13 protein-coding genes are annotated in these 18,302 nt (G+C 69.4%); 6 read left to right on the top strand and 7 right to left on the bottom strand.

Features of this window, described 5'->3' with window-relative positions; genetic code table 11:
- Positions 1–35 precede the first annotated feature (35 nt).
- Positions 36–3,158 (top strand): efflux RND transporter permease subunit, encoded by a 3,123-nt coding sequence (locus tag PIQ37_RS04415; RefSeq protein ID WP_342072518.1) that lies wholly within the window; start codon positions 36–38, stop codon positions 3,156–3,158.
- 157 nt (positions 3,159–3,315) lie between these two features.
- On the opposite strand, the gene PIQ37_RS04410 is transcribed toward PIQ37_RS04415, so the two are convergent.
- The gene (locus tag PIQ37_RS04410; protein WP_342072517.1) at positions 3,316–4,008 is read right to left on the bottom strand and encodes a lectin; all 693 of its coding nucleotides are present in this window, start codon (positions 4,006–4,008) and stop codon (positions 3,316–3,318) included.
- A 230-nt stretch (positions 4,009–4,238) separates the two neighbouring features.
- Here PIQ37_RS04410 and PIQ37_RS04405 point away from each other — a divergent pair, with 230 nt between their 5' ends.
- Positions 4,239–4,745, top strand: coding sequence for a hypothetical protein (locus PIQ37_RS04405; protein WP_342072516.1), 507 nt, complete (start codon positions 4,239–4,241; stop codon positions 4,743–4,745).
- A 73-nt stretch (positions 4,746–4,818) separates the two neighbouring features.
- Here PIQ37_RS04405 and hmgA read toward each other — a convergent pair whose 3' ends face one another.
- The 3 genes from hmgA to hppD all read right to left on the bottom strand — a co-directional run bounded on the left by hmgA (position 4,819) and on the right by hppD (position 7,802).
- Complete coding sequence (gene hmgA, locus PIQ37_RS04400) at positions 4,819–6,120, bottom strand: homogentisate 1,2-dioxygenase (RefSeq protein ID WP_342072515.1); 1,302 nt, start codon at positions 6,118–6,120, stop codon at positions 4,819–4,821.
- A complete protein-coding gene (locus tag PIQ37_RS04395; RefSeq protein ID WP_342072514.1) occupies positions 6,117–6,527 on the bottom strand; it encodes an endonuclease domain-containing protein in 411 nt (136 codons plus the stop codon). Before PIQ37_RS04395 ends, hmgA begins: the two co-directional genes overlap by 4 nt.
- Positions 6,528–6,689: 162 nt before the next feature.
- Positions 6,690–7,802, bottom strand: a complete 1,113-nt coding sequence (gene hppD / locus PIQ37_RS04390; RefSeq protein WP_407136572.1) for a 4-hydroxyphenylpyruvate dioxygenase — start codon at positions 7,800–7,802, stop codon at positions 6,690–6,692.
- A 135-nt stretch (positions 7,803–7,937) separates the two neighbouring features.
- On the opposite strand from hppD, the gene PIQ37_RS04385 reads away from it, so the two are divergent.
- Positions 7,938–8,420, top strand: a complete 483-nt coding sequence (locus tag PIQ37_RS04385) for a MarR family winged helix-turn-helix transcriptional regulator (RefSeq protein WP_010341302.1) — start codon at positions 7,938–7,940, stop codon at positions 8,418–8,420.
- A gap of 151 nt (positions 8,421–8,571) precedes the next feature.
- Here PIQ37_RS04385 and PIQ37_RS04380 read toward each other — a convergent pair whose 3' ends face one another.
- The 3 genes from PIQ37_RS04380 to PIQ37_RS04370 form a co-directional block, all read right to left on the bottom strand.
- Positions 8,572–9,174: a thioredoxin family protein gene (locus tag PIQ37_RS04380; protein WP_017911302.1), complete on the bottom strand. Its 603-nt coding sequence runs from the start codon at positions 9,172–9,174 to the stop codon at positions 8,572–8,574.
- A gap of 15 nt (positions 9,175–9,189) precedes the next feature.
- On the bottom strand, positions 9,190–10,713 hold the full coding sequence (locus PIQ37_RS04375; protein WP_267084982.1) for a peptide MFS transporter: 1,524 nt from the start codon (positions 10,711–10,713) through the stop codon (positions 9,190–9,192).
- Between the two features lie 294 nt (positions 10,714–11,007).
- Positions 11,008–11,919: a tryptophan 2,3-dioxygenase gene (locus PIQ37_RS04370; protein WP_342072513.1), complete on the bottom strand. Its 912-nt coding sequence runs from the start codon at positions 11,917–11,919 to the stop codon at positions 11,008–11,010.
- Positions 11,920–12,084: 165 nt separating this feature from the next.
- Here PIQ37_RS04370 and PIQ37_RS04365 point away from each other — a divergent pair, with 165 nt between their 5' ends.
- From PIQ37_RS04365 to PIQ37_RS04355, 3 genes are all read left to right on the top strand, one after another.
- Entirely contained in the window at positions 12,085–15,666 is a 3,582-nt protein-coding gene (locus PIQ37_RS04365; protein ID WP_342072512.1) for a lamin tail domain-containing protein, read from the top strand.
- 475 nt (positions 15,667–16,141) lie between these two features.
- Positions 16,142–17,230: a pyruvate dehydrogenase (acetyl-transferring) E1 component subunit alpha gene (gene pdhA / locus PIQ37_RS04360; RefSeq protein ID WP_342072511.1), complete on the top strand. Its 1,089-nt coding sequence runs from the start codon at positions 16,142–16,144 to the stop codon at positions 17,228–17,230.
- On the top strand, positions 17,223–18,302 hold the full coding sequence (locus tag PIQ37_RS04355) for an alpha-ketoacid dehydrogenase subunit beta (protein WP_342072510.1): 1,080 nt from the start codon (positions 17,223–17,225) through the stop codon (positions 18,300–18,302). The genes pdhA and PIQ37_RS04355 overlap by 8 nt, the downstream gene beginning before the upstream one ends.

The raw sequence follows: 18,302 nt of genomic DNA, 5'->3' as shown, positions 1-18,302 counted from the left end.
CGAATCCCCAATCCCGACTCCCCAATCCCGGCCCCATGAACATCTCCGCGCCCTTCATCCGCCGCCCCATCGGCACCGCGCTGCTGGCCATCGGCCTGTTCGTGATCGGCATGATGTGCTACCTGCGCCTGGGCGTGGCGGCGCTGCCGAACATTTCGATTCCGGTGATCTTCGTGCAGGCCAGCCAGGCCGGCGCCGATGCCTCGACCATGGCCGCCACGGTTACCGCGCCGCTGGAGCGGCACCTGGGCCAGGTGCCCGGCATCGACACCATGCGCTCCTCCAGTTCGGAAGGGAACAGCCAGGTGTTTATGGTGTTCCAGAGCAGCCGCAACATCGATTCGGCGGCGCAGGACGTGCAGACCGCGATCAACGCCTCGCAGGCCGACCTGCCCTCCGGCCTGGCCACGCCGCGTTACCAGAAGGCCAATCCCAACGACGACCCGGTCATCGCCATCGCCCTGACCTCGGACACGCAGTCGGCCGACGAGCTGTACAACGTCGCCGATTCGCTGCTGGCGCAGCGCCTGCGCCAGATCACCGGCGTGGCCTCGGTGGACATCGGCGGCGCCTCCACGCCGGCGGTGCGGGTGGACGTGAACCTGCGCGCGCTCAACGCCATGGGCCTGACCCCGGACGACCTGCGCAACGCGGTGCGCGCGGCGAACGTCACCTCGCCCACCGGCTTCCTCAGCGACGGCGCCACCACCACCGCCATCGTCGCCAACGACGCGGTGGCCAAGGCCGCCGACTTCGGCCAGGTGGTGATCAGCCAGCAGCAAGGCCGCGCGGTACGCCTGCGCGACATCGCCAACGTCTACGACGGCCAGCAGGACGCCTACCAAGCGGCCTGGTTCGGCGGCAAGCCGGCGGTGGTGATGTACGTGTTCACCCGTGCCGGCGCCAACATCGTGGAGACGGTGGACCGGGTCAAGGCCGAGATCCCGATGCTGCGCACCTACCTGCAGCCGGGCACCAGGATGACGGCGTACTTCGACCGCACGCCGACCATCCGCGCCTCGCTCAACGAGGTGCAGGCCACGCTGATGATCAGCCTGGCGATGGTGGTGCTGACCATGGCGCTGTTCCTGCGCCGGCTGGCGCCCACGCTGATCGCCGCGGCCACCGTGCCGCTGTCGCTGGCCGGCGCGGCGCTGGCGATGTACGTCATGGGCTTCACCCTCAACAACCTGAGCCTGCTGGCGCTGGTGATCGCGATCGGCTTCGTCGTCGACGATGCGATCGTGGTCATCGAGAACATCATGCGCCACCTCGACGAGGGCATGTCGCGGCTGGATGCGGCGCTGGCCGGCGCGCGCGAGATCGGCTTCACCATCGTCTCGATCACCGCCTCGCTGGTGGCGGTGTTCATCCCGATCCTGTTCGCCAGCGGCATGATCGGGGTGTTCTTCCGCGAGTTCACCGTCACCCTGGTCGCGGCGATCTGCGTCTCGGCGGTGGTCTCGCTGACGCTGACCCCGGCGCTGTGCAGCCGCTTCCTGTCCGCGCACGCCGAGCCGGAACAACCCGGCCGCTTCGGCGCCTGGCTGGAGCGCATGCACGATCGCATGCTGCGCGTGTACACCGTGGCCCTGGACTTCGCGCTGCGCCACGCGCTGCTGCTGGCGCTGACCCCGCTGCTGCTGATCGCGGCCACGGTGTTCCTGGCCGGCGCGGTCAAGAAGGGCTCGTTCCCGGCGCAGGACACCGGCTTGATCTGGGGCCGCGCCACCTCCAGCGCCACCGTGTCCTTCGCCGACATGGTCAACCGCCAGCGCCGCATCACCGACATGCTGATGTCCGACCCGGCGGTGAAGATCGTCGGTGCGCGCCTGGGCAGCAGCCGCCAGGGCTCCAGTGCCAGCTTCAACATCGAACTCAAGCGCCGCGACGAAGGCCGCACCGACACCACGGCCGAGGTGCTGGCACGGCTCAGCGCCAAGGCCGACCGCTACCCCGACCTGCAGCTGCGCCTGCGCGCGATCCAGGACCTGCCCAGCGACGGCGGCGGCGGCACCAGCCAGGGCGCGCAGTACCGCGTCTCGCTGCAGGGCAACGACAACGCGCAGTTGCAGGAATGGCTGCCCAAGCTGCAGGCCGCGCTGAAGCAGAACCCCAAGCTGCGCGACGTCGGCACCGACGTGGACAACGCCGGCCTGCGCCAGAACATCGTCATCGACCGCGCCCTGGCCGCGCGCCTGGGCGTGTCGATCGGCGCCATCGACGGCGCGCTGTACGGCGCGTTCGGCCAGCGCCAGATCTCCACCATCTACTCCGACCTCAACCAGTACAGCGTGGTGGTCAACGCGCTGCCGGACCAGACCGCCACGCCGGCGGCACTGGACCGCATCTACGTGCCCACGCGCAACGGCACGATGATCCCGCTGACCGCGGTCGCCCACCAGGTACCGGGGCTGGCGCCGTCGCAGATCACGCACATGAACCAGTACACGACGATGGACCTGAGCTACAACCTGGCGCCGGGCGTCAGCACCGGCGAGGGCGACGCGATCATCGCCGCCACCGTGGCCGGGCTGCGCATGCCCGGCGACATCCGCATCGCCGACGGCGGCGGCTTCGGCGTGCAGCTGCAGCCGAACTCGATGCTGGTGCTGGTGCTGGCCGCGATCGTGGTGGTCTACATCGTGCTGGGCATGCTCTACGAGAGCCTGGTGCACCCGGTGACCATCCTCTCCACCCTGCCGGCCGCCGGCATGGGCGCGCTGCTGGCGCTATGGGTCACCGGCACCGAGCTGTCGGTGATCTCGATGATCGCGCTGGTGCTGCTGATCGGCATCGTCAAGAAGAACGCGATCATGATGATCGACTTCGCCCTGGTCGCCGAGCGCGAGCACGGCAAGACCCCGCTGGAGGCCGCGCGCGAAGCCTGCATCGTGCGCTTCCGCCCGATCATGATGACCACGATGGTGGCGATCCTGGCGGCGGTGCCGCTGGCGGTGGGCCTGGGCGAAGGATCGGAACTGCGCCGCCCGCTCGGCATCGCGATGATCGGCGGCCTGCTGATCTCGCAGAGCCTGACCCTGCTCAGCACCCCGGCGCTGTACGTGATCTTCTCCTGCCTGCGCGAACGCTGGTACGCCCGCCGTGCGCGGCGGCGCGAGCGGCGCCAGCTTGCTGCGGCAGGGATTCGGCATTAGGGATTGGGGAGCTGCGCCGGGATTGGAGAGTCGGGATTGGGGATTCGTAAAAGCGGGAGGCAGGCAGCGTGATGGCTGATGTAAAGCCCTTGCCCTTCAGGCGCTCGGTAAAGCTGCTCTTGCGAATCCCTAATCCCCAATCCCCAATCCCGGCCCTTCAGCCACAACCCTCCACATAATCCACCTGCGGCGGCAGGCCCACGCGCCAGGCGACGGCCTTGCCGGCTGCGTCGGTCTCGAACACCAGCACGCCAGGCTGACCGGACTCGCCGCGCACGCGCACCACCTTGGCGCCCTCCACGTACTTGTGCGGCTGCTCTTCCACGCGACCGGCGTACAGCGCGCGCAGTTGCACCAGGTCCATGCCGACCTTGCCGCCGCCGGGCGCGGTCTCCTTGGGGGTGCGCACGTCGTAGCGCACCAGGGTGTCGCCTTCGATCATCAGCCCGAAGCGGTTGTTGCCCTTGGCCCAGCGCGGACGCAGCACGTAGCAGCTGCTGCCGGCGCTGGGCTGGCCGTCGAGCTCGCCGCCCCAGGCGGCGCGTGCCTGCGCCGCCGGCATGCCCAGGCGCAGGTCGCCGTAGCCGTCGATGCGTGCCAGTTGCCGGTCGTCCGCGGCCAGTTCCGGCGGCAGCGCCGAGGCCGGCGCCTGTGCCGGCGGCACGTCGCTATCGGGCTGGTCGATGTCCGGCGGCGGCAAGGCGCCGTCGTCGGCCGTGGCGGGTGCCGGGGTCTGCGCCTGCGCCGGCGCAGACGGTGCGGGAGGCGCGGCCGGCGGCGTGGGCGGCTGCCGGTCGCAGGCGGCGAGCGCAAGCAGCAACACCGCCACGCCTGGTTGAATCGGCTTCATCGCACTTCCTCGCTGGACCAGCGCATAGGCTAGCGTGCATGCGCTTGCGCTGCACGGCGCGGCGGCGGCGACACGCTGCGCTCAGCCGCGGCTTGGCACAGCGTCCCAAACCAGGCGTTCGACCACGCCGATGACAACACGGCTGCAGGCACCGACACGCCGACGCATCGCCCCTGTCATCGGCATTTCACCGCGCTGCGCCACGCTGCGCGCCTACCGACCCCGCCGCCATGCACCCGCGCAAGACCGCCCTCGCCCTTGCGGCACTGCAATCGCACGATGCGCCGCTGGACATGCGCCAGCGACGCGTGCTGATCCTGGCCGACGGCCAGCGCAGCGTCGAGGAACTGGCCACGTTGGGCGGCCGCGGCGCCGATGCGATCGTGCAGGGGCTGCTGGAGCAGGGCTACCTGGACGACGGGCGCAGCGTCGCCGCCGCACCGGTGGCCGCGAGCGCGCCACCACCACCGGCCGACCCACGGCGCGCCCTGCTCAATGCACGCATGTATCTGCTGGACCTGCTGCAACTGCAGCGGCATCCGGCCTCGCCTGCCCTGCAGCTGCAGTTGCGCGCCGCGCGCGAGGAGCAGGACACCCTGCGCGCGATCGCGCTGGCGCTGCGCACCATGCCGGAGATGACCTCCGAGCGCTACGCGCAGCGCATCCGCGAGCGCGTGTTGGAGATCCTGCCAGCAGCGCTGCACGGCGCGCTGACGGCCGCGGCGGAGGCCGCCTGACGCGCAGCGCCGCCGTGCGTGGCGGCGGCAGTCCCGGCACCAGCCTGAGTGGCGCGGCCGCGTCGGCGCCCGCTCAGGGCGCGCGGAAGTGCCGGCGCAGGCCCTGCCAGCACTGCTGGTAGTCGCGCTGGCGATGCGCGGCGTCCAGCGCCTGTGCGGTCGGGCGCAGCACCGCACGGGTCTCGAACATGAAGGCCATGGTGTCGGCGATGACGTCCGGGCGCGACAGGTCTGCCTGCGAGGCCTTGTCGAACGTGGCCGCATCCGGGCCGTGCCCACTCATGCAGTTGTGCAGCGACGCGCCGCCCGGGGCGAAGCCGTCGGCCTTAGCATCGTAGACACCGTGCACCAGGCCCATGAACTCGCTGGCCACGTTGCGGTGGAACCACGGCGGCCGGAAGGTGTGCTGCGCCACCAGCCAGCGCGGCGGGAAGATCGCGAAATCCATGTTGGCGGTGCCGGGCGTGTCGCTGGGCGCGGTCAGCACGGTGAAGATGCTGGGATCGGGATGATCGAAGCTGATCGAGCCGATGGTATTGAAGCGGCGCAGATCGTACTTGTACGGCGCGTAGTTGCCGTGCCAGGCGACGACATCCAGCGGCGAATGCCCGATCGGCGCGCGCCACAGATGGCCCTGGAACTTGGCGATCAGCTCGAACGCGCCCTCGTCTTCCTCGTAGGCGGCGACTGGGGTCAGGAAGTCGCGCGGGTTGGCCAGGCCGTTGGCGCCGATCGGCCCCAGGTCCGGCAACCGCAGCAGGCCGCCGAAGTTCTCGCACACGTAGCCGCGCGCGGGGCCGTCCGGCAGTTCCACGCGGAAGCGCACGCCGCGCGGGATCACCGCGATCTCCTGCGGTGCGACCTCCAGCGTGCCCAGTTCGGTGCACAGGCGCAGTCGGCCGAGCTGCGGGACCAACAGCATTTCCGCATCGGCGTTGTAGAAGAAGCGGCCCTGCATCGACGCGTCGGCCGCATACAGGTGCACCGCCACGCCATGCTGCGCCTCGGCCGAGCCGTTGCCGGCCATGGTGTACAGGCCGTCGACGAAATCCACCGGCGTCTCCGGCAGCGGCAACGGGCTCCAGCGCAACTGGTCCGGCGGCACCGGACCGCGCTGGAAGTCGTTGTGGAACGCGCCAGCACGGTCGTAGGCGGCGAAGCCGCCGTGCATCACCGCCGGACGGATGCGATACAGCCAGCTGCGTCGGTTGGCGCCGCGCGGCGCGGTGAACGCGGTGCCCGACAACTGCTCGGCATACAGGCCGTGGGCCACGCGCTGCGGCGAGTTCTGCCCGACTGGCAACGCGCCGGGCACCGCCTCGGTGGCGAATTCGTTGCCGAAGCCGGACATGTAGCCGTTGGGTTGGATGTTCATGACGATGGCTCTTCTGAGAGCCCCTCTCCCATCGGGAGAGGGGTTGGGGTGAGGGTACGGGCACCGACGAAGTACAGAATCGTCTCCAGGACCGCATCAGCTTGCAGCATCACATCGTTGTTCCAGAAACGCAGTACGTACATTCCTTGCGACTGCAGGTAACGAGTTCGCTCGGCGTCGGCCGCTTCCGAATGTTGTGAGCCATCCAGTTCGACGACAAGCTTCAACGCCTCGCAATAAAAATCGACCACGTACGGCGGCACTGGATGCTGCCTGCGGAATTTCAGGCCAAGCAGGCCTCCGTTTCGCAGGTGGTGCCAGAGTTCTCTTTCCGCATCGGTCATGTCACGGCGCAAACCGCGGGCGTTTCTCAATGCGGTTGTGGGCAATGGCGGCCTGAGTTCCATGAGCCCACCGTACCCTCACCCAACCCCTCTCCCGGTGGGAGAGGGGCTACAGCTGCTGTCGGAAGTCTCCCCGATGCGCTGTCAGATCTGCTGGCCATGCGCGTCCACTCGCGTCGAGCATCCGCTGTCTGCCAGCCTCCGCGCGCCGCCCGCGTTCCGCCGTCAGAGCACGCCGCGCTTCATCTGGTCGCGCTCGATGCTCTCGAACAGCGCCTGGAAGTTGCCTTCGCCGAAGCCCTCGTTGCCCTTGCGCTGGATGATCTCGAAGAAGATCGGGCCGATGCAGTTCTGGGTGAAGATCTGCAGCAGCTTGCGCTGCTTGGTTTCCAGGTCGGCGTCGATCAGGATCTTGTTGCGCGCCAGCCGCGCCACGTCCTCGCCATGATTGGGGATACGCTGGTCGATCACTTCGAAATAGGTGTCCGGCGTATCCAGGAACTCGACGCCGGCCGCGCGCATGCGCTCGACCGTTTCGTAGATGTCGTCGGTGAAGCAGGCGATGTGCTGGATGCCTTCGCCGCGGTAAGCGTCCAGGTACTCGTTGATCTGGCTCTTCGGATCGGACGACTCGTTGAGCGGGATGCGCACCACGCCGTCCGGCGCGGTCATCGCCTTGGACACCAGCCCGGTCTTGGCGCCCTTGATGTCGAAGTAGCGGATCTCGCGGAAGTTGAACAGGCGCTCGTAGTAGTCCGACCAGCGCTGCATGTTGCCGAAGTACAGGTTGTGGGTCAGGTGGTCGATGAAGGTCAGGCCGAAACCGGCCGGATGCTGCTCGGCACCGGGCACCGGCTCGAACTCGGTGTAGACCGAGCCCTTCTCGCCGTACTGGTCGACCAGGTACAGCATGCAGTCGCCGATGCCCTTGACCACCGGTGCCGGCACCGCGCGCGTGTCGGCCTTGTCGGCGATGGCTTCGCCGCCGTTCTCCAGCACCTTGGCGAGCACGTCGTCGGCCGGATGCCGGAAACGGATCGCGAAGCCGCAGGCGCAGGGACCGTGCGCGGCCGCAAAATCGGCGGCGAAGGAATCCGGTTCCTCGTTGACCAGGAAGTTGACCCCGCCCTGGCGGTACACGGTGATCGCGCGCTGGCGATGGCGCAGTACCGCGGTGAAGCCCATGCTGCGGAAGTACGCGTGCAACTGCTCGCCCTGCCCGGCCGGCGCGGCGAATTCCACGAACTCGAAACCGTCGATGCCCATCGGGTTCTCGAAGGTGGTGACCTGCATGCCGAGGTTGGCCGGCTGCGACGGATGTTGCGGTTGTGCACTCATGACGCGTCTCCTGGAGGACGGGGTGCGGCGGCCGGGCCGAAATTTCGGGTGCGGACGGACGCCAGACTCGCGAGAATGGCCGTAGTATCCTCCGTTGTAGTTACAAGTGAAACCACCAGCAAGGTGCAATGCAGCATGACGATCGCCACGCCCGCCCCGACGCCCGACTCGCCCTCCCTGGATCTGGAACGGTTCCTGCCGTACCGGATCAGCGTGCTGTCCAACCGCATCAGCAGCAACATCGCCCGCGTCTACGGCGAGCGCTACGGCATGGCAGTGACCGAGTGGCGAGTGATGGCGGTGCTGGCGCTGTATCCGGGCCTGTCCGCCGGCGAGGTCTCCGAGCGCACCGCCATGGACAAGGTGGCGGTGAGCCGGGCGGTGGCGCGGCAGCTGGAGCGCGGTTTCATCCAGCGCGAGACCCACGGCGACGACCGCCGCCGCTCGGTGCTGCACCTGACCGCGGCCGGGGTGGAGGTGTACCAGGTGGTGGCGCCGATGGTGCTGGAATGCGAACGGCGCCTGCTGGCGCCCTTCAGCGAGGACGAGCAGCGGCTGCTGAACCGGCTGATCGACCGCCTGGCGGCCGAGGGCCTGCCGAGCATGACCGGGCGCTGAGGCGCCGGGGCCCGCGCACTGCAGGCCTTTGACGTCGTAGGAGCGGCTTCAGCCGCGACCGGCTTCCCAGGAACGCCCGGTCGCGGCTGATCCCACAAAAGGGGACAAGAGCCGCTCCTACGAAATCACGGAAATCGCGCTTCGTGGCCGCTCAGGCCTTCGGCGGCGCCCATTCCTTGAGGAAGTCCGAGAACTTCCTGCGGTCGTAGTCCTTGCCCTTCTGCAGGTCGGCGAGCACCTGCGAGTGCAGCAGCTTGCCGTCGGCGTCGAGCACCAGCAGGTGCGGGAAGTCGACGATCTTCGGGTACTGCGCCATGAACGCCTCGTTCTTGTTGGCGTCGCTGACGTTGACCTTGACCCAGACGAAGTTGGCATCGCGGAAGCTGCGCAGCTCCGCATCGCCCTCGATGAAGGTGTCCAGGGTATGGCACCAGTCGCACGCCTCGTTGCCGACGTCGAGCAGGATGCGCTTGCCGCCGCGCTTGGCCTCGACCATGGCGGTGTCCAGGTCGTCGGCCGGATTGCGCTGGGGATCGAACTGCGCGCCCAGGGCCTTGGCCGCGGCCACGTCGGCGGCGGCCGGGGTATTGCCCGAGGCCACCGGCTGGTTGGGATCGGCCACCGGCGGCTTCTGCACCGAGGTGTCCAGCGGCTTGGCCGGCGCCTGCGCGTCGGGCGGCGCCGCGGTCTGCCCGCACGCGCTCAGCGCCAGCATCGCCGCCAGGGCAGCGCAGATCGTCTTGTTCATCGCCATTGCGTCGTCCTCAGGTTACTTCACACCGTGCATCAGCTTGCTGATCAGCGGCGCGATCAGGAACAGCACCACGCCGGCGCCCAGCAGCGCCCAGAAACCGAAGGTATACCCGCCCAGCGCGGAAGACACGGTCATGCCGCCTTCGCCGCTGACATGGCTGGCGAAGATGCCGGACAGGTTGTTGCCGATGCCGGTGGACAGGAACCAGCCGCCCATGCCGAAACCGACCAGGCGTACCGGCGCCAGCTTGGTCACCATCGACAGCCCGATCGGCGACAGGCACAGCTCGCCCACCGACTGGATGACGTAGACCATGAACAGGGTCCAGAACGGGATCTTGCCGGCGTCGTTGACCAGGCTCGACAGCGCGAACATCAGCAGCAGGAAGGCCAGGCCGTTGAACACCAGGCCGAGCGCGAACTTGCGCGAGATCGACGGATTGAAGCGGCCGGCCTTGACCCAGATCCAGGCGATGACCGGCGCCAGGGTGATGATCGCCAGCGAGTTGACCGACTGGAACCACGCGGTCGGGAAGGTCCAGTCGCCGAACTGGCGGTTGACGATCTCGTCGGCGAGGAAGGTGAAGGAACTGCCGGCCTGCTCGAAGAACATCCAGAACAGCACGTTGAAGGCGAAGATGATCAGCATCGCGATGACCTTGTCGCGCGCGACCTTGCCGTTGCGGATGCCTTCCACCAGCAACATGATCGCCAGGGCCACGAACATGGTGCTGAGGATCCACTGCAGCACTTCGGCGCCGGCGGCCAGCGCCAGGTACACCGCCGGGACCGCCACCAGCATGCCCAGCAGCACGTAGACCACGCGCATGCCGCCGGCACCGCCCGGCAACGGCGCGCCGATGCCCTTGAGCTGGCGGCGGCCGAACCAGAACCACACCAGGCTGATCAGCATGCCGATGCCCGAGGCGATGAACACCATCTTGTAGGACGGCATCGCTTCGGTGCCGAACACCTTCTCGGCCAGCTGCTGGGTCAGCCACGGCGCGATCATCGCGCCCAGGTTGATGCCCATGTAGAAGATGGTGAAGCCGCTGTCGCGGCGCGGATCGGCGGCGCTGTACAGCTTGCCGACCATGGTCGAGATGTTGGGTTTGAACAGGCCGTTGCCCACCACCACGGTGGCCAGGCCCAGTTCGAAGATCTGCGGGTTGGGCACGGAGATCAGGAACAGGCCGGTGGACATCACCGCCGCACCGACCAGGATGGAACGCTGGTAGCCGAGCACCCGGTCGGCGATGTAGCCGCCGAAGATCGCCGCCGCGTACACCAGCGCCAGGTAGGCGCCGTAGGTGGCGCTGGCCGAGGCTTGGCCCGAACCCTGGCCGCCATGGAACTGCGCCACGATGTACAGCACCAGCGCCCAGCGAATGCCGTAGAACGCGAAGCGCTCCCAGAACTCGGTCATGAACAGCATCCACAGGGGACGCGGATGACCCAGCAGGGTCTTGAATTCGGGCGGTTGCGCTGACGGCGGCTGCGGTGAGGCGGGGTGGTTCGACGCGACGACGTCAACGCTCATGCGGTGTTCCCTTGCGTATTCAGGATGGGCTGGGGCGGTGCGTCCGGCCAGGCCGGGCAACGGGCGAGGATCACCGAGCGACGGCGTGGCGTCAAATGCGTGGTGGGGACGGGACTCGGGGCCCGGGGCCCGGGACCCGGAAAGGCAGGCTCTCGAAGACCAGGGATTCCGGGCGAGAAGGCGATGTGCGCATGCGGTCCGCCAGCGTCCACGCGGCATGCCACACGGAAAGACCAAGGCCTCCGACCACGACGCAGCGCAGCAAGGCCGAGCGGCGCCTGCCAGCGCGCTCCACTACGGCGCTTGCGACGCCCCATCCGGGTCCCGGGTCCCGAGTCCCGGGTCCCGGCTCTCCAGCCCCACCGAGGTCCGCACCTCGAACAGTTCCGGAAAGAAGGTCAGCGCCAGCGCCTGCTGCAGGAAGCCGACGCCGCTGGAACCGCCGGTGCCGCGCTTGAAGCCGATCACCCGCATCACCGTGCGCATGTGGCGGAAGCGCCACAGCTGGAACTGGGTCTCCAGGTCCACCAGGTCCTCGCACAGCGCGTACTCGCGCCAGTAGCGGTCGGTGTTCTCGTAGATGCGCTCGAACACCGGGCGCAGCAGCGGGTCGCTGACGTGCGGCTGGCGCCAGTCGCGGGCGTGGTACGGCGCCGGCACCGCATGGCCGAAGCGGGCCAGGTAGCGCAGGAACTCCTCGTACAGGCTGGGCGCCTCCAGCACCGCCTGCAGCGCCGCCTGCCCCTGCGGGTCGTGGTCGAACACCGGTAGCATCTGCGCGTTCTTGTTGCCGAGCATGAACTCGATGGTGCGGTACTGCAGCGACTGGAACCCGGAGGACGGGCCCAGCACGTCGCGGAAGCCCATGTACTCGGACGGGGTCAGGGTCTCCAGCACCGACCACTGCTCGGTGAGCAGGCGCAGCACCTGCTTGCTGCGCGCCAGCACCTTGCGGCATTGCCACACCGCGTCGCGCTGCAGGTGCCCGATCGCCGCGCGCAGTTCGTGCGCCAGCAGCTTCAGCCACAGCTCGGAGGTCTGGTGCTGAACGATGAACAGCAGTTCGTCGTGGTGCGGCGGGTTCGACAGCGGCTGCTGCGCCGACAGCAGCCGGTCCAGGCGCAGGTAGCCGCCGTAGGTCAGGCGGCCTTCCAGGTCGGTGTGGATGCCGGCTTCGAGCGGGCGCTGGTTCTGTTCGACGGGCATGGGCGGCGTGGGCGTTCCGGGCCGGCAAGGGTACCGCAGCGACGAATGTCACACATTCGTCAGCACCGGCTGACAAACTCCGGCACAATCATCGGCGGCGCCTGGGGGGTGCCGTCAAGTCATGTGCGTTAGTCCACGTCTTCAAGGATTGGGGAGATCTTGTTCATGCGAACCATGCTGCTTCGAGCTGCAGTGTTGTCGTGCGCGCTGGGTTGTGCCGGGTACGCCCAGGCCCAGGTGGTCATCAGCCAGGTCTATGGCGGTGGCGGCAACAGCGGCGCCACCTACAAAAGCGATTTCGTCGAATTGCACAACAACGGCAGCGAGGCGGTGAGCCTGGCCGGCTGGTCGGTGCAGTACGCCTCGGCCGCCGGCAGCAGCTGGCAGGTCACCACGCTCAGCGGCAGCATCGCGCCGGGCGGCTACTACCTGGTCAAGCAGGCCGACGGCAGCGGCGGCAGCACCGCGCTGCCCACGCCCGACGCCACCGGCACCATCGCCATGAGCGGCAGCGCCGGCAAGATCGCGCTGAGCAAGAGCAGCGCCGCGCTGAGCGGCACCTGCCCGGCCGGCAACGCCGACTTCGTCGGCTACGGCAGCAGCGCCAGCTGCGCCGAAGGCAGCGCCCCGACCGCCGCGCCCAGCAATACCCTGGCGGTGCTGCGCGGCAACGGCGGCTGCACCGACAGCGACAACAACAACGCCGACTTCGCCACCGGCGCGCCGACCCCGCGCAACAGCGCCGCGCCGGTCAGCCTGTGCGGCGGCGGCAACCTGCCAGTGGCCAGCGTGGCCAACGTCAGCCGCGCCGAAGGCGACAGCGGCAGCAGCGCATTCGTGTTCACGGTGACGCTGAGCCAGCCGGCCGGCAGCGGCGGCGTGAGCTTCACCGTCGCCACCCGCGACGGCACCGCCACCGCCGGCAGCGACTACCAGGCGCTGGCTGCGACCCAGGTGACCATCCCGGCCGGCGAAAGCAGCGCCGAGGTGCGCGTGCTGGTCAACGGCGACACCAGCAACGAACCCGACGAGACCTTCTACCTCGACATCACCGGCGTCAGCGGTGCGCTGCCGTCCACGCTGACCGCCAGCGGGGTGATCCTCAACGACGACTTCAACCTGGTGCCGATCCACAGCATCCAGGGCAGCGGCGCGCGCTCGCCGCTGGTCGGCCAGGTGGTCGCCACCAGCGGCATCGTCACCGCGCGGCGCAGCGCCGGTTTCTTCCTGCAGACGCCCGACGCCCAGGCCGACGCCGACCCGCTCACCTCCGAGGGCATCTACGTCTACACCGGCAGCGCGCCGCCGGCCGAGGCCGCGGTGGGCAACTCGGTGCGGGTGCAGGCCACGGTGGTCGAATACGTGCCCAGCACCGACCCCAGCCAGCCGCCGCTGACCGAGCTGACCTCGCCGACGGTGCTGCTGCAGTCCACCGGCAATCCGCTGCCGGCCGCGGTCGAGCTGACCACCCGCTTCCCCGACCCGAACGGCGCCTACGACCAGCTCGAGCGCCTGGAAGGCATGCGCGTCACCGTGCCCAGCCTGACCGTCAACACGCCGACCCTGGGCAACGTCAACGAGACCAACGCCAGCGCCACCAGCAATGGCGTGTTCCATGCCGTGGTCACCGGCCTGCCGCGCGCCTGGCGCACCGCCGGCGTGCAGCAGCCCGACGCGCTGCCGGCCGGTTCGCCGGCCGACGTGCCGCGCTGGAACACCAGCCCGCAGGTGATCGCGGTCGGCAGCGCCGGCCTCGGCGGCCAGCGTATCGACGTGGCCGCCGGCTGCACCGTGCTCGGCGTCAGCGGCCCGCTGGACTACAGCTTCCGCCGCTACACCATCTACCCGGAAACCGCGCCCACCGTGCAGTGCGACGGCGCCGACCAACCCAAGCCGGCCCCCGCGCCGCAGGCCGACGACGTCAACATCGCCACCTACAACATGGAGCGCTTCTTCGACGACCAGAACGATCCGGCGATCGGCGAACCGGTGCTGAGCGCGGCCGCCTACCAGGCGCGGCTCAACAAGGCCTCGCTGGCGATCCGTAACTACCTCAACACCCCCGACATCCTCGGCACGGTGGAGATCGAGAACCTGAGCGTGCTGCAGACCCTGGCCGACCGCGTCAACCGCGACGCGGTGGCCGCCGGCCAGCCCGATCCGCAGTACGTGGCCTACCTGCAGGAAGGCAACGACGTGGGCGGCATCGACGTCGGCTTCCTGGTCAAGACCGCGCAGATCGGCGCCGGCATCGCCCGCGTCGAGGTGGTCTCGGTGAGCCAGGAAGGCAAGGCCGCCACCTGGACCGAGCCCAGCGGCACCGTGAGCCTGCTCAATGACCGTCCGCCGCTGCTGCTGAAGGCGGTGGTGCATTTCGCCGACGGCCGTGCGCTGCCGCTGACCGTGGTCGAGGTGCACCAGCGTTCGCTCAACGGCGCCGAGACCGACGACGCAAGCGGCCAGCGCATCCGCGCCAAGCGCCAGGCGCAGGCGGTGTTCCTGGCCAACCTGCTGCAGGCGCGCCAGGCCGCCGATCCGACCGAGCAGCTGCTGGTGATGGGCGACTTCAACGCCTTCGAGTTCAACGACGGCTACGTCGATGCGATGGGCACCATCACCGGCCTGCCGGCGCCCGACGCGCAGACCGTGGTCGGCGGCGACGGCGCCACCCTGGTCGATCCGGCGCTGTACAACCTCACCCTGCTGTCGACGCCGGACCAGAGCTACTCCTACGCCTACGATGGCAACGTGCAGTCGCTGGACCACATCCTGGCCAACCGCGCGCTGATGCGCTCGGCGCAGATCGCCGGTCTCAGCGAAGCGCATGCGCGGCTCAACGCCGACTTCCCGGCCGTGGCCCGCAACGACGCCAACTCGCCGGCGCGGCTGTCCGACCACGACCCGGCGGTGGTGCTGATCAAGCTCAAGCCGCTGGAGCGCGCCGACCTGAGCCTGCGCGTGAGCGCCGCCAACGCCTCGGTCTATGCCGGCGACACCATCCGCTACAGCGTCACCCTGGCCAACGCCGGTCCGGACGCGGCGCGCGCGGCGGCAGTCGCCTTCGCCCTGGACGCGGCGGTGGCCCCGAGCGTGACCGCCGCCCCGGGCTGGGACTGCGCCGCGCCGGAGGTGGCTGCGCAGACCGTGGTCACCTGCAGCACCGCGCAGTTCGCCGCCGGCACCACGCCGCGCTTCGAACTGGCGGTGCCGGCCGGCACCGCCCTGGTCGGGCGCAGCCTGAGCCTGGCCGCGTCGGTGGCCTCGCAGACCGAGGACCCCAACCCCGGCGACAACGGCGGCGGCGCCACGGTGGCGGTGCAGGCGCGTCCGGCCGGCGACCTGGCGGTGTCGATCGACGGCCCGGCCACCCTGCCGTTCTTCGCCTTCTTCGCCGACTACCGCATCGACGTGCGCAACCACGGCAATGCGCCGGTGCAGGGCGCCAGCCTGGAGATCGACGGCAGCACCCTGTCCGCCCTGACCGCGCTGGTGCCGCCGCGTGGCTGGCAGTGCGTGCGGCAGAACCACGGCCTGCGCAGCGCGCGCTTCCAGTGCCGCAGCGGCGCCGACCTGGCGCCGGGCGCCAGCGCCGCGTTCCGCCTGAGCCTGGCGACACGGCCGCTGCCGGCCGACCGCCAGATCGTGATCGGCGCTAGCGCCAGCTCGACCTCGGCCGATGCCGACCCCAGCGACAACAGCGCGCGCTTGAGCACCCGCGTGGAGGGGCTGCGTCTGTTCGGCCGCTGACCGCGGCAAGCGGTGCAGACGAAAGGGCGTGGCCGCGAGGCCACGCCCTTTTTTGTTGTTGTAGGAGCGGCTTCAGCCGCGACGGGCGTTCCCGGTAACGCCCTCGCGGCTGAAGCCGCTCCTACGAGACGACGACGTTCGGCTTGATGGCGGCGTAAGGCGATGGGAGGCGCCCTCGCGCCGCGATTGCACGTATGCGCCTTGCGTACTTGCCCGATGGTTTCCTCGCCGACGCGCGCTGCACCGCGGGCATTGATCACCGCCACCGGTGGACACCCACGCGCACATGAACGGCATGCATCGCAGTGCAACATCGGCGATACCCAACGCCATCAATCGGCAACGCGGCGCGACCACGCTTTTCTTGTGCGATACGGCATCGCCGCGTGCTGCGGTGCACGACGGCTTTTGTGCACGGCTTCCTTAACATGCCGACTCATATCATTTGAAACTTGTTGTCGAGAGCGCCATCGCCATGAGCATCGCCGCCCAGTTCGAAATTGAGTTCCTGCAGTACCTCGACGCGGGCGGCCAGCCGGTCCGCGACGCGCTTCCGGCCGATTCGGCCAACCCACAGACGCTGCTGGCGCTGTTCAAGCAGATGCTCTACGTGCGCACCTTCGACAGCAAGGCGGTGGCCCTGCAGCGCACCGGCAAGCTGGGCACCTACGCCTCCTGCCTGGGCCACGAGGCCACCCACATCGGCATCGGCGCGTCGATGCGCCGCGGCGACGTGCTGGCGCCCAGCTACCGCGAGTACGGCGCCATGTTCATGCGCGGCGTGCGCCCGCGCGAGATCCTGCTGTACTGGGGCGGCGACGAGCGCGGCAGCGACTTCCAGCACGATTCCGACGCCGCCCGCGACTTTCCGATCTGCGTGCCGATCTCCACCCAGTGCCTGCACGCCGCCGGCGCCGCGCTGGCGTTCAAGCTGCGCGGCGAGGCGCAGGTGGCGGTGGCCACCTGCGGCGACGGTGGCTCGTCCAAGACCGACTTCTACGCCGCGCTCAACTCCGCCGGCGCCTACCAGCTGCCGCTGATCCTGTGCGTGATCAACAACGGCTGGGCGATCTCGGTGCCGCGCAACGCGCAGACCGGCGCGCAGACCCTGGCGCAGAAGGGCCTGGCCGGCGGCCTGCACTGCCTGCAGGTGGACGGCAACGACCTGATCGCGGTGCTGGAAGCGATGCGCCAGGCGCGCGAGCGCGCGCTGGCCGGCCAGGGCGGCACGGTGATCGAGTTCATGACCTACCGCCTGTCCGACCACACCACCGCCGACGACGCGCGCCGCTACCGCGACGACGCCGAGGTCAAGCAGGCCTGGGAACGCGAGCCGCTGCTGCGCCTGCGCACCTGGCTGAGCGCGCAGGGCCTGTGGAGCGAAGAAGAGGAGGCGGCGTGGAAGCAGGAATGCGCGCGCCTGGCCGACATCGAACTCAACGCCTACCTGGAAACCCCGGTGCAGCCGGTGGAAGCCATGTTCGACTACCTGTACGCCGACCCGCCGCCGGACCTGCTCGCGCAGCGCGCCGAGGCCATCGCCCTGGAGCAGCGCCATGGATGAGTTGAGCCCCCGCCTCGCCGATCACACGGCCGCGTCTGCGGCCGGCACCGCCCACAGCGCCGCCACCGCGCGCGGAGACAGCCCGATGACCAGCACGCCCATTACCCTGATCGAAGCGGTGACCCAGGCGCTGGCCTGGGAACTGCAGCACGACCCGTCGGTGCTGGTGCTGGGCGAGGACGTGGGCGTCAACGGCGGCGTGTTCCGCGCCACCGCCGGCCTGCAGCAGCGCTTCGGCGCGCAGCGCGTGCTCGACACCCCGCTGGACGAGACCACCATCGCCGGGCTCAGCGTCGGCCTCGCCGCGCAGGGCATGAAGCCGGTGGCAGAAGCGCAGTTCGACGGCTTCGTCTACCCGATGGTCGATCACCTGATCTGCCACGCCGCGCGCCTGCGTACCCGTACGCGTGGCCGCCTGCACTGCCCGATGGTGCTGCGCGTGCCGTGGGGCGGCGGCATCCGCGCGCCGGAACACCACAGCGAAGCCAACGAATCCATCTTCACCAACGTGCCGGGCCTGCGCGTGGTGCTGCCGTCCTCGCCGCAGCGCGCCTACGGCCTGCTGCTGGCGGCGATCCGCGAGCCGGATCCGGTGATCTACATGGAGCCCAAGCGCATCTACCGGCAGTACAAGGAAGTGGTCGCCGACGATGGCGAGGCACTGCCGCTGGACGTGTGCTTCGTGCTGCGCGACGGCACCGACGTGACCCTGGTCGCCTGGGGCGCGCAGGTCAAGGAAGCGCTGGAGGCCGCCGACCGCCTCGCCGCCGATGGCATCAGCGCCGAAGTGATCGACGTGGCCACGCTGCGCCCGCTGGACTTCGACACCATCGCCGAATCGGTGGCGCGCACCGGCCGCTGCGTGATCGTGCAGGAGGCCCCGCGCAGCGCCGGCTTCGGCGCCGAGATCGCCGCGCGCCTGGCCGAACAGTCGATGTACGACCTGGTCGCGCCGGTGCAGCGCGTGACCGGCTACGACACCCACATCCCGCTGTTCCGGCTGGAAATGAAGTACCTGCCGAGTACCGACAAGATCGTCGCGGCGGCCAAGCGGGCGATGGCCGCGGGTTGA

This window comes from Xanthomonas protegens, assembly GCF_038442435.1.
GTDB classification, from domain to species: domain Bacteria; phylum Pseudomonadota; class Gammaproteobacteria; order Xanthomonadales; family Xanthomonadaceae; genus Xanthomonas_A; species Xanthomonas_A sontii.
This window is presented reverse-complemented; position numbering and strand designations above follow the sequence as displayed.

What these genes read in the sequence shown, in the direction of transcription:
- PIQ37_RS04415 (WP_342072518.1), top strand. Translation starts at nt 36, where the DNA reads ATGAACATCTCCGCGCCCTTCATCCGCCGCCCCATCGGCACCGCGCTG.
- PIQ37_RS04410 (WP_342072517.1), bottom strand. Translation starts at nt 4,008, where the DNA reads ATGAAGCCGATTCAACCAGGCGTGGCGGTGTTGCTGCTTGCGCTCGCC.
- PIQ37_RS04405 (WP_342072516.1), top strand. Translation starts at nt 4,239, where the DNA reads ATGCACCCGCGCAAGACCGCCCTCGCCCTTGCGGCACTGCAATCGCAC.
- hmgA (WP_342072515.1), bottom strand. Translation starts at nt 6,120, where the DNA reads ATGAACATCCAACCCAACGGCTACATGTCCGGCTTCGGCAACGAATTC.
- PIQ37_RS04395 (WP_342072514.1), bottom strand. Translation starts at nt 6,527, where the DNA reads ATGGAACTCAGGCCGCCATTGCCCACAACCGCATTGAGAAACGCCCGC.
- hppD (WP_407136572.1), bottom strand. Translation starts at nt 7,802, where the DNA reads ATGAGTGCACAACCGCAACATCCGTCGCAGCCGGCCAACCTCGGCATG.
- PIQ37_RS04385 (WP_010341302.1), top strand. Translation starts at nt 7,938, where the DNA reads ATGACGATCGCCACGCCCGCCCCGACGCCCGACTCGCCCTCCCTGGAT.
- PIQ37_RS04380 (WP_017911302.1), bottom strand. Translation starts at nt 9,174, where the DNA reads ATGGCGATGAACAAGACGATCTGCGCTGCCCTGGCGGCGATGCTGGCG.
- PIQ37_RS04375 (WP_267084982.1), bottom strand. Translation starts at nt 10,713, where the DNA reads ATGAGCGTTGACGTCGTCGCGTCGAACCACCCCGCCTCACCGCAGCCG.
- PIQ37_RS04370 (WP_342072513.1), bottom strand. Translation starts at nt 11,919, where the DNA reads ATGCCCGTCGAACAGAACCAGCGCCCGCTCGAAGCCGGCATCCACACC.
- PIQ37_RS04365 (WP_342072512.1), top strand. Translation starts at nt 12,085, where the DNA reads ATGCGAACCATGCTGCTTCGAGCTGCAGTGTTGTCGTGCGCGCTGGGT.
- pdhA (WP_342072511.1), top strand. Translation starts at nt 16,142, where the DNA reads ATGAGCATCGCCGCCCAGTTCGAAATTGAGTTCCTGCAGTACCTCGAC.
- PIQ37_RS04355 (WP_342072510.1), top strand. Translation starts at nt 17,223, where the DNA reads ATGGATGAGTTGAGCCCCCGCCTCGCCGATCACACGGCCGCGTCTGCG.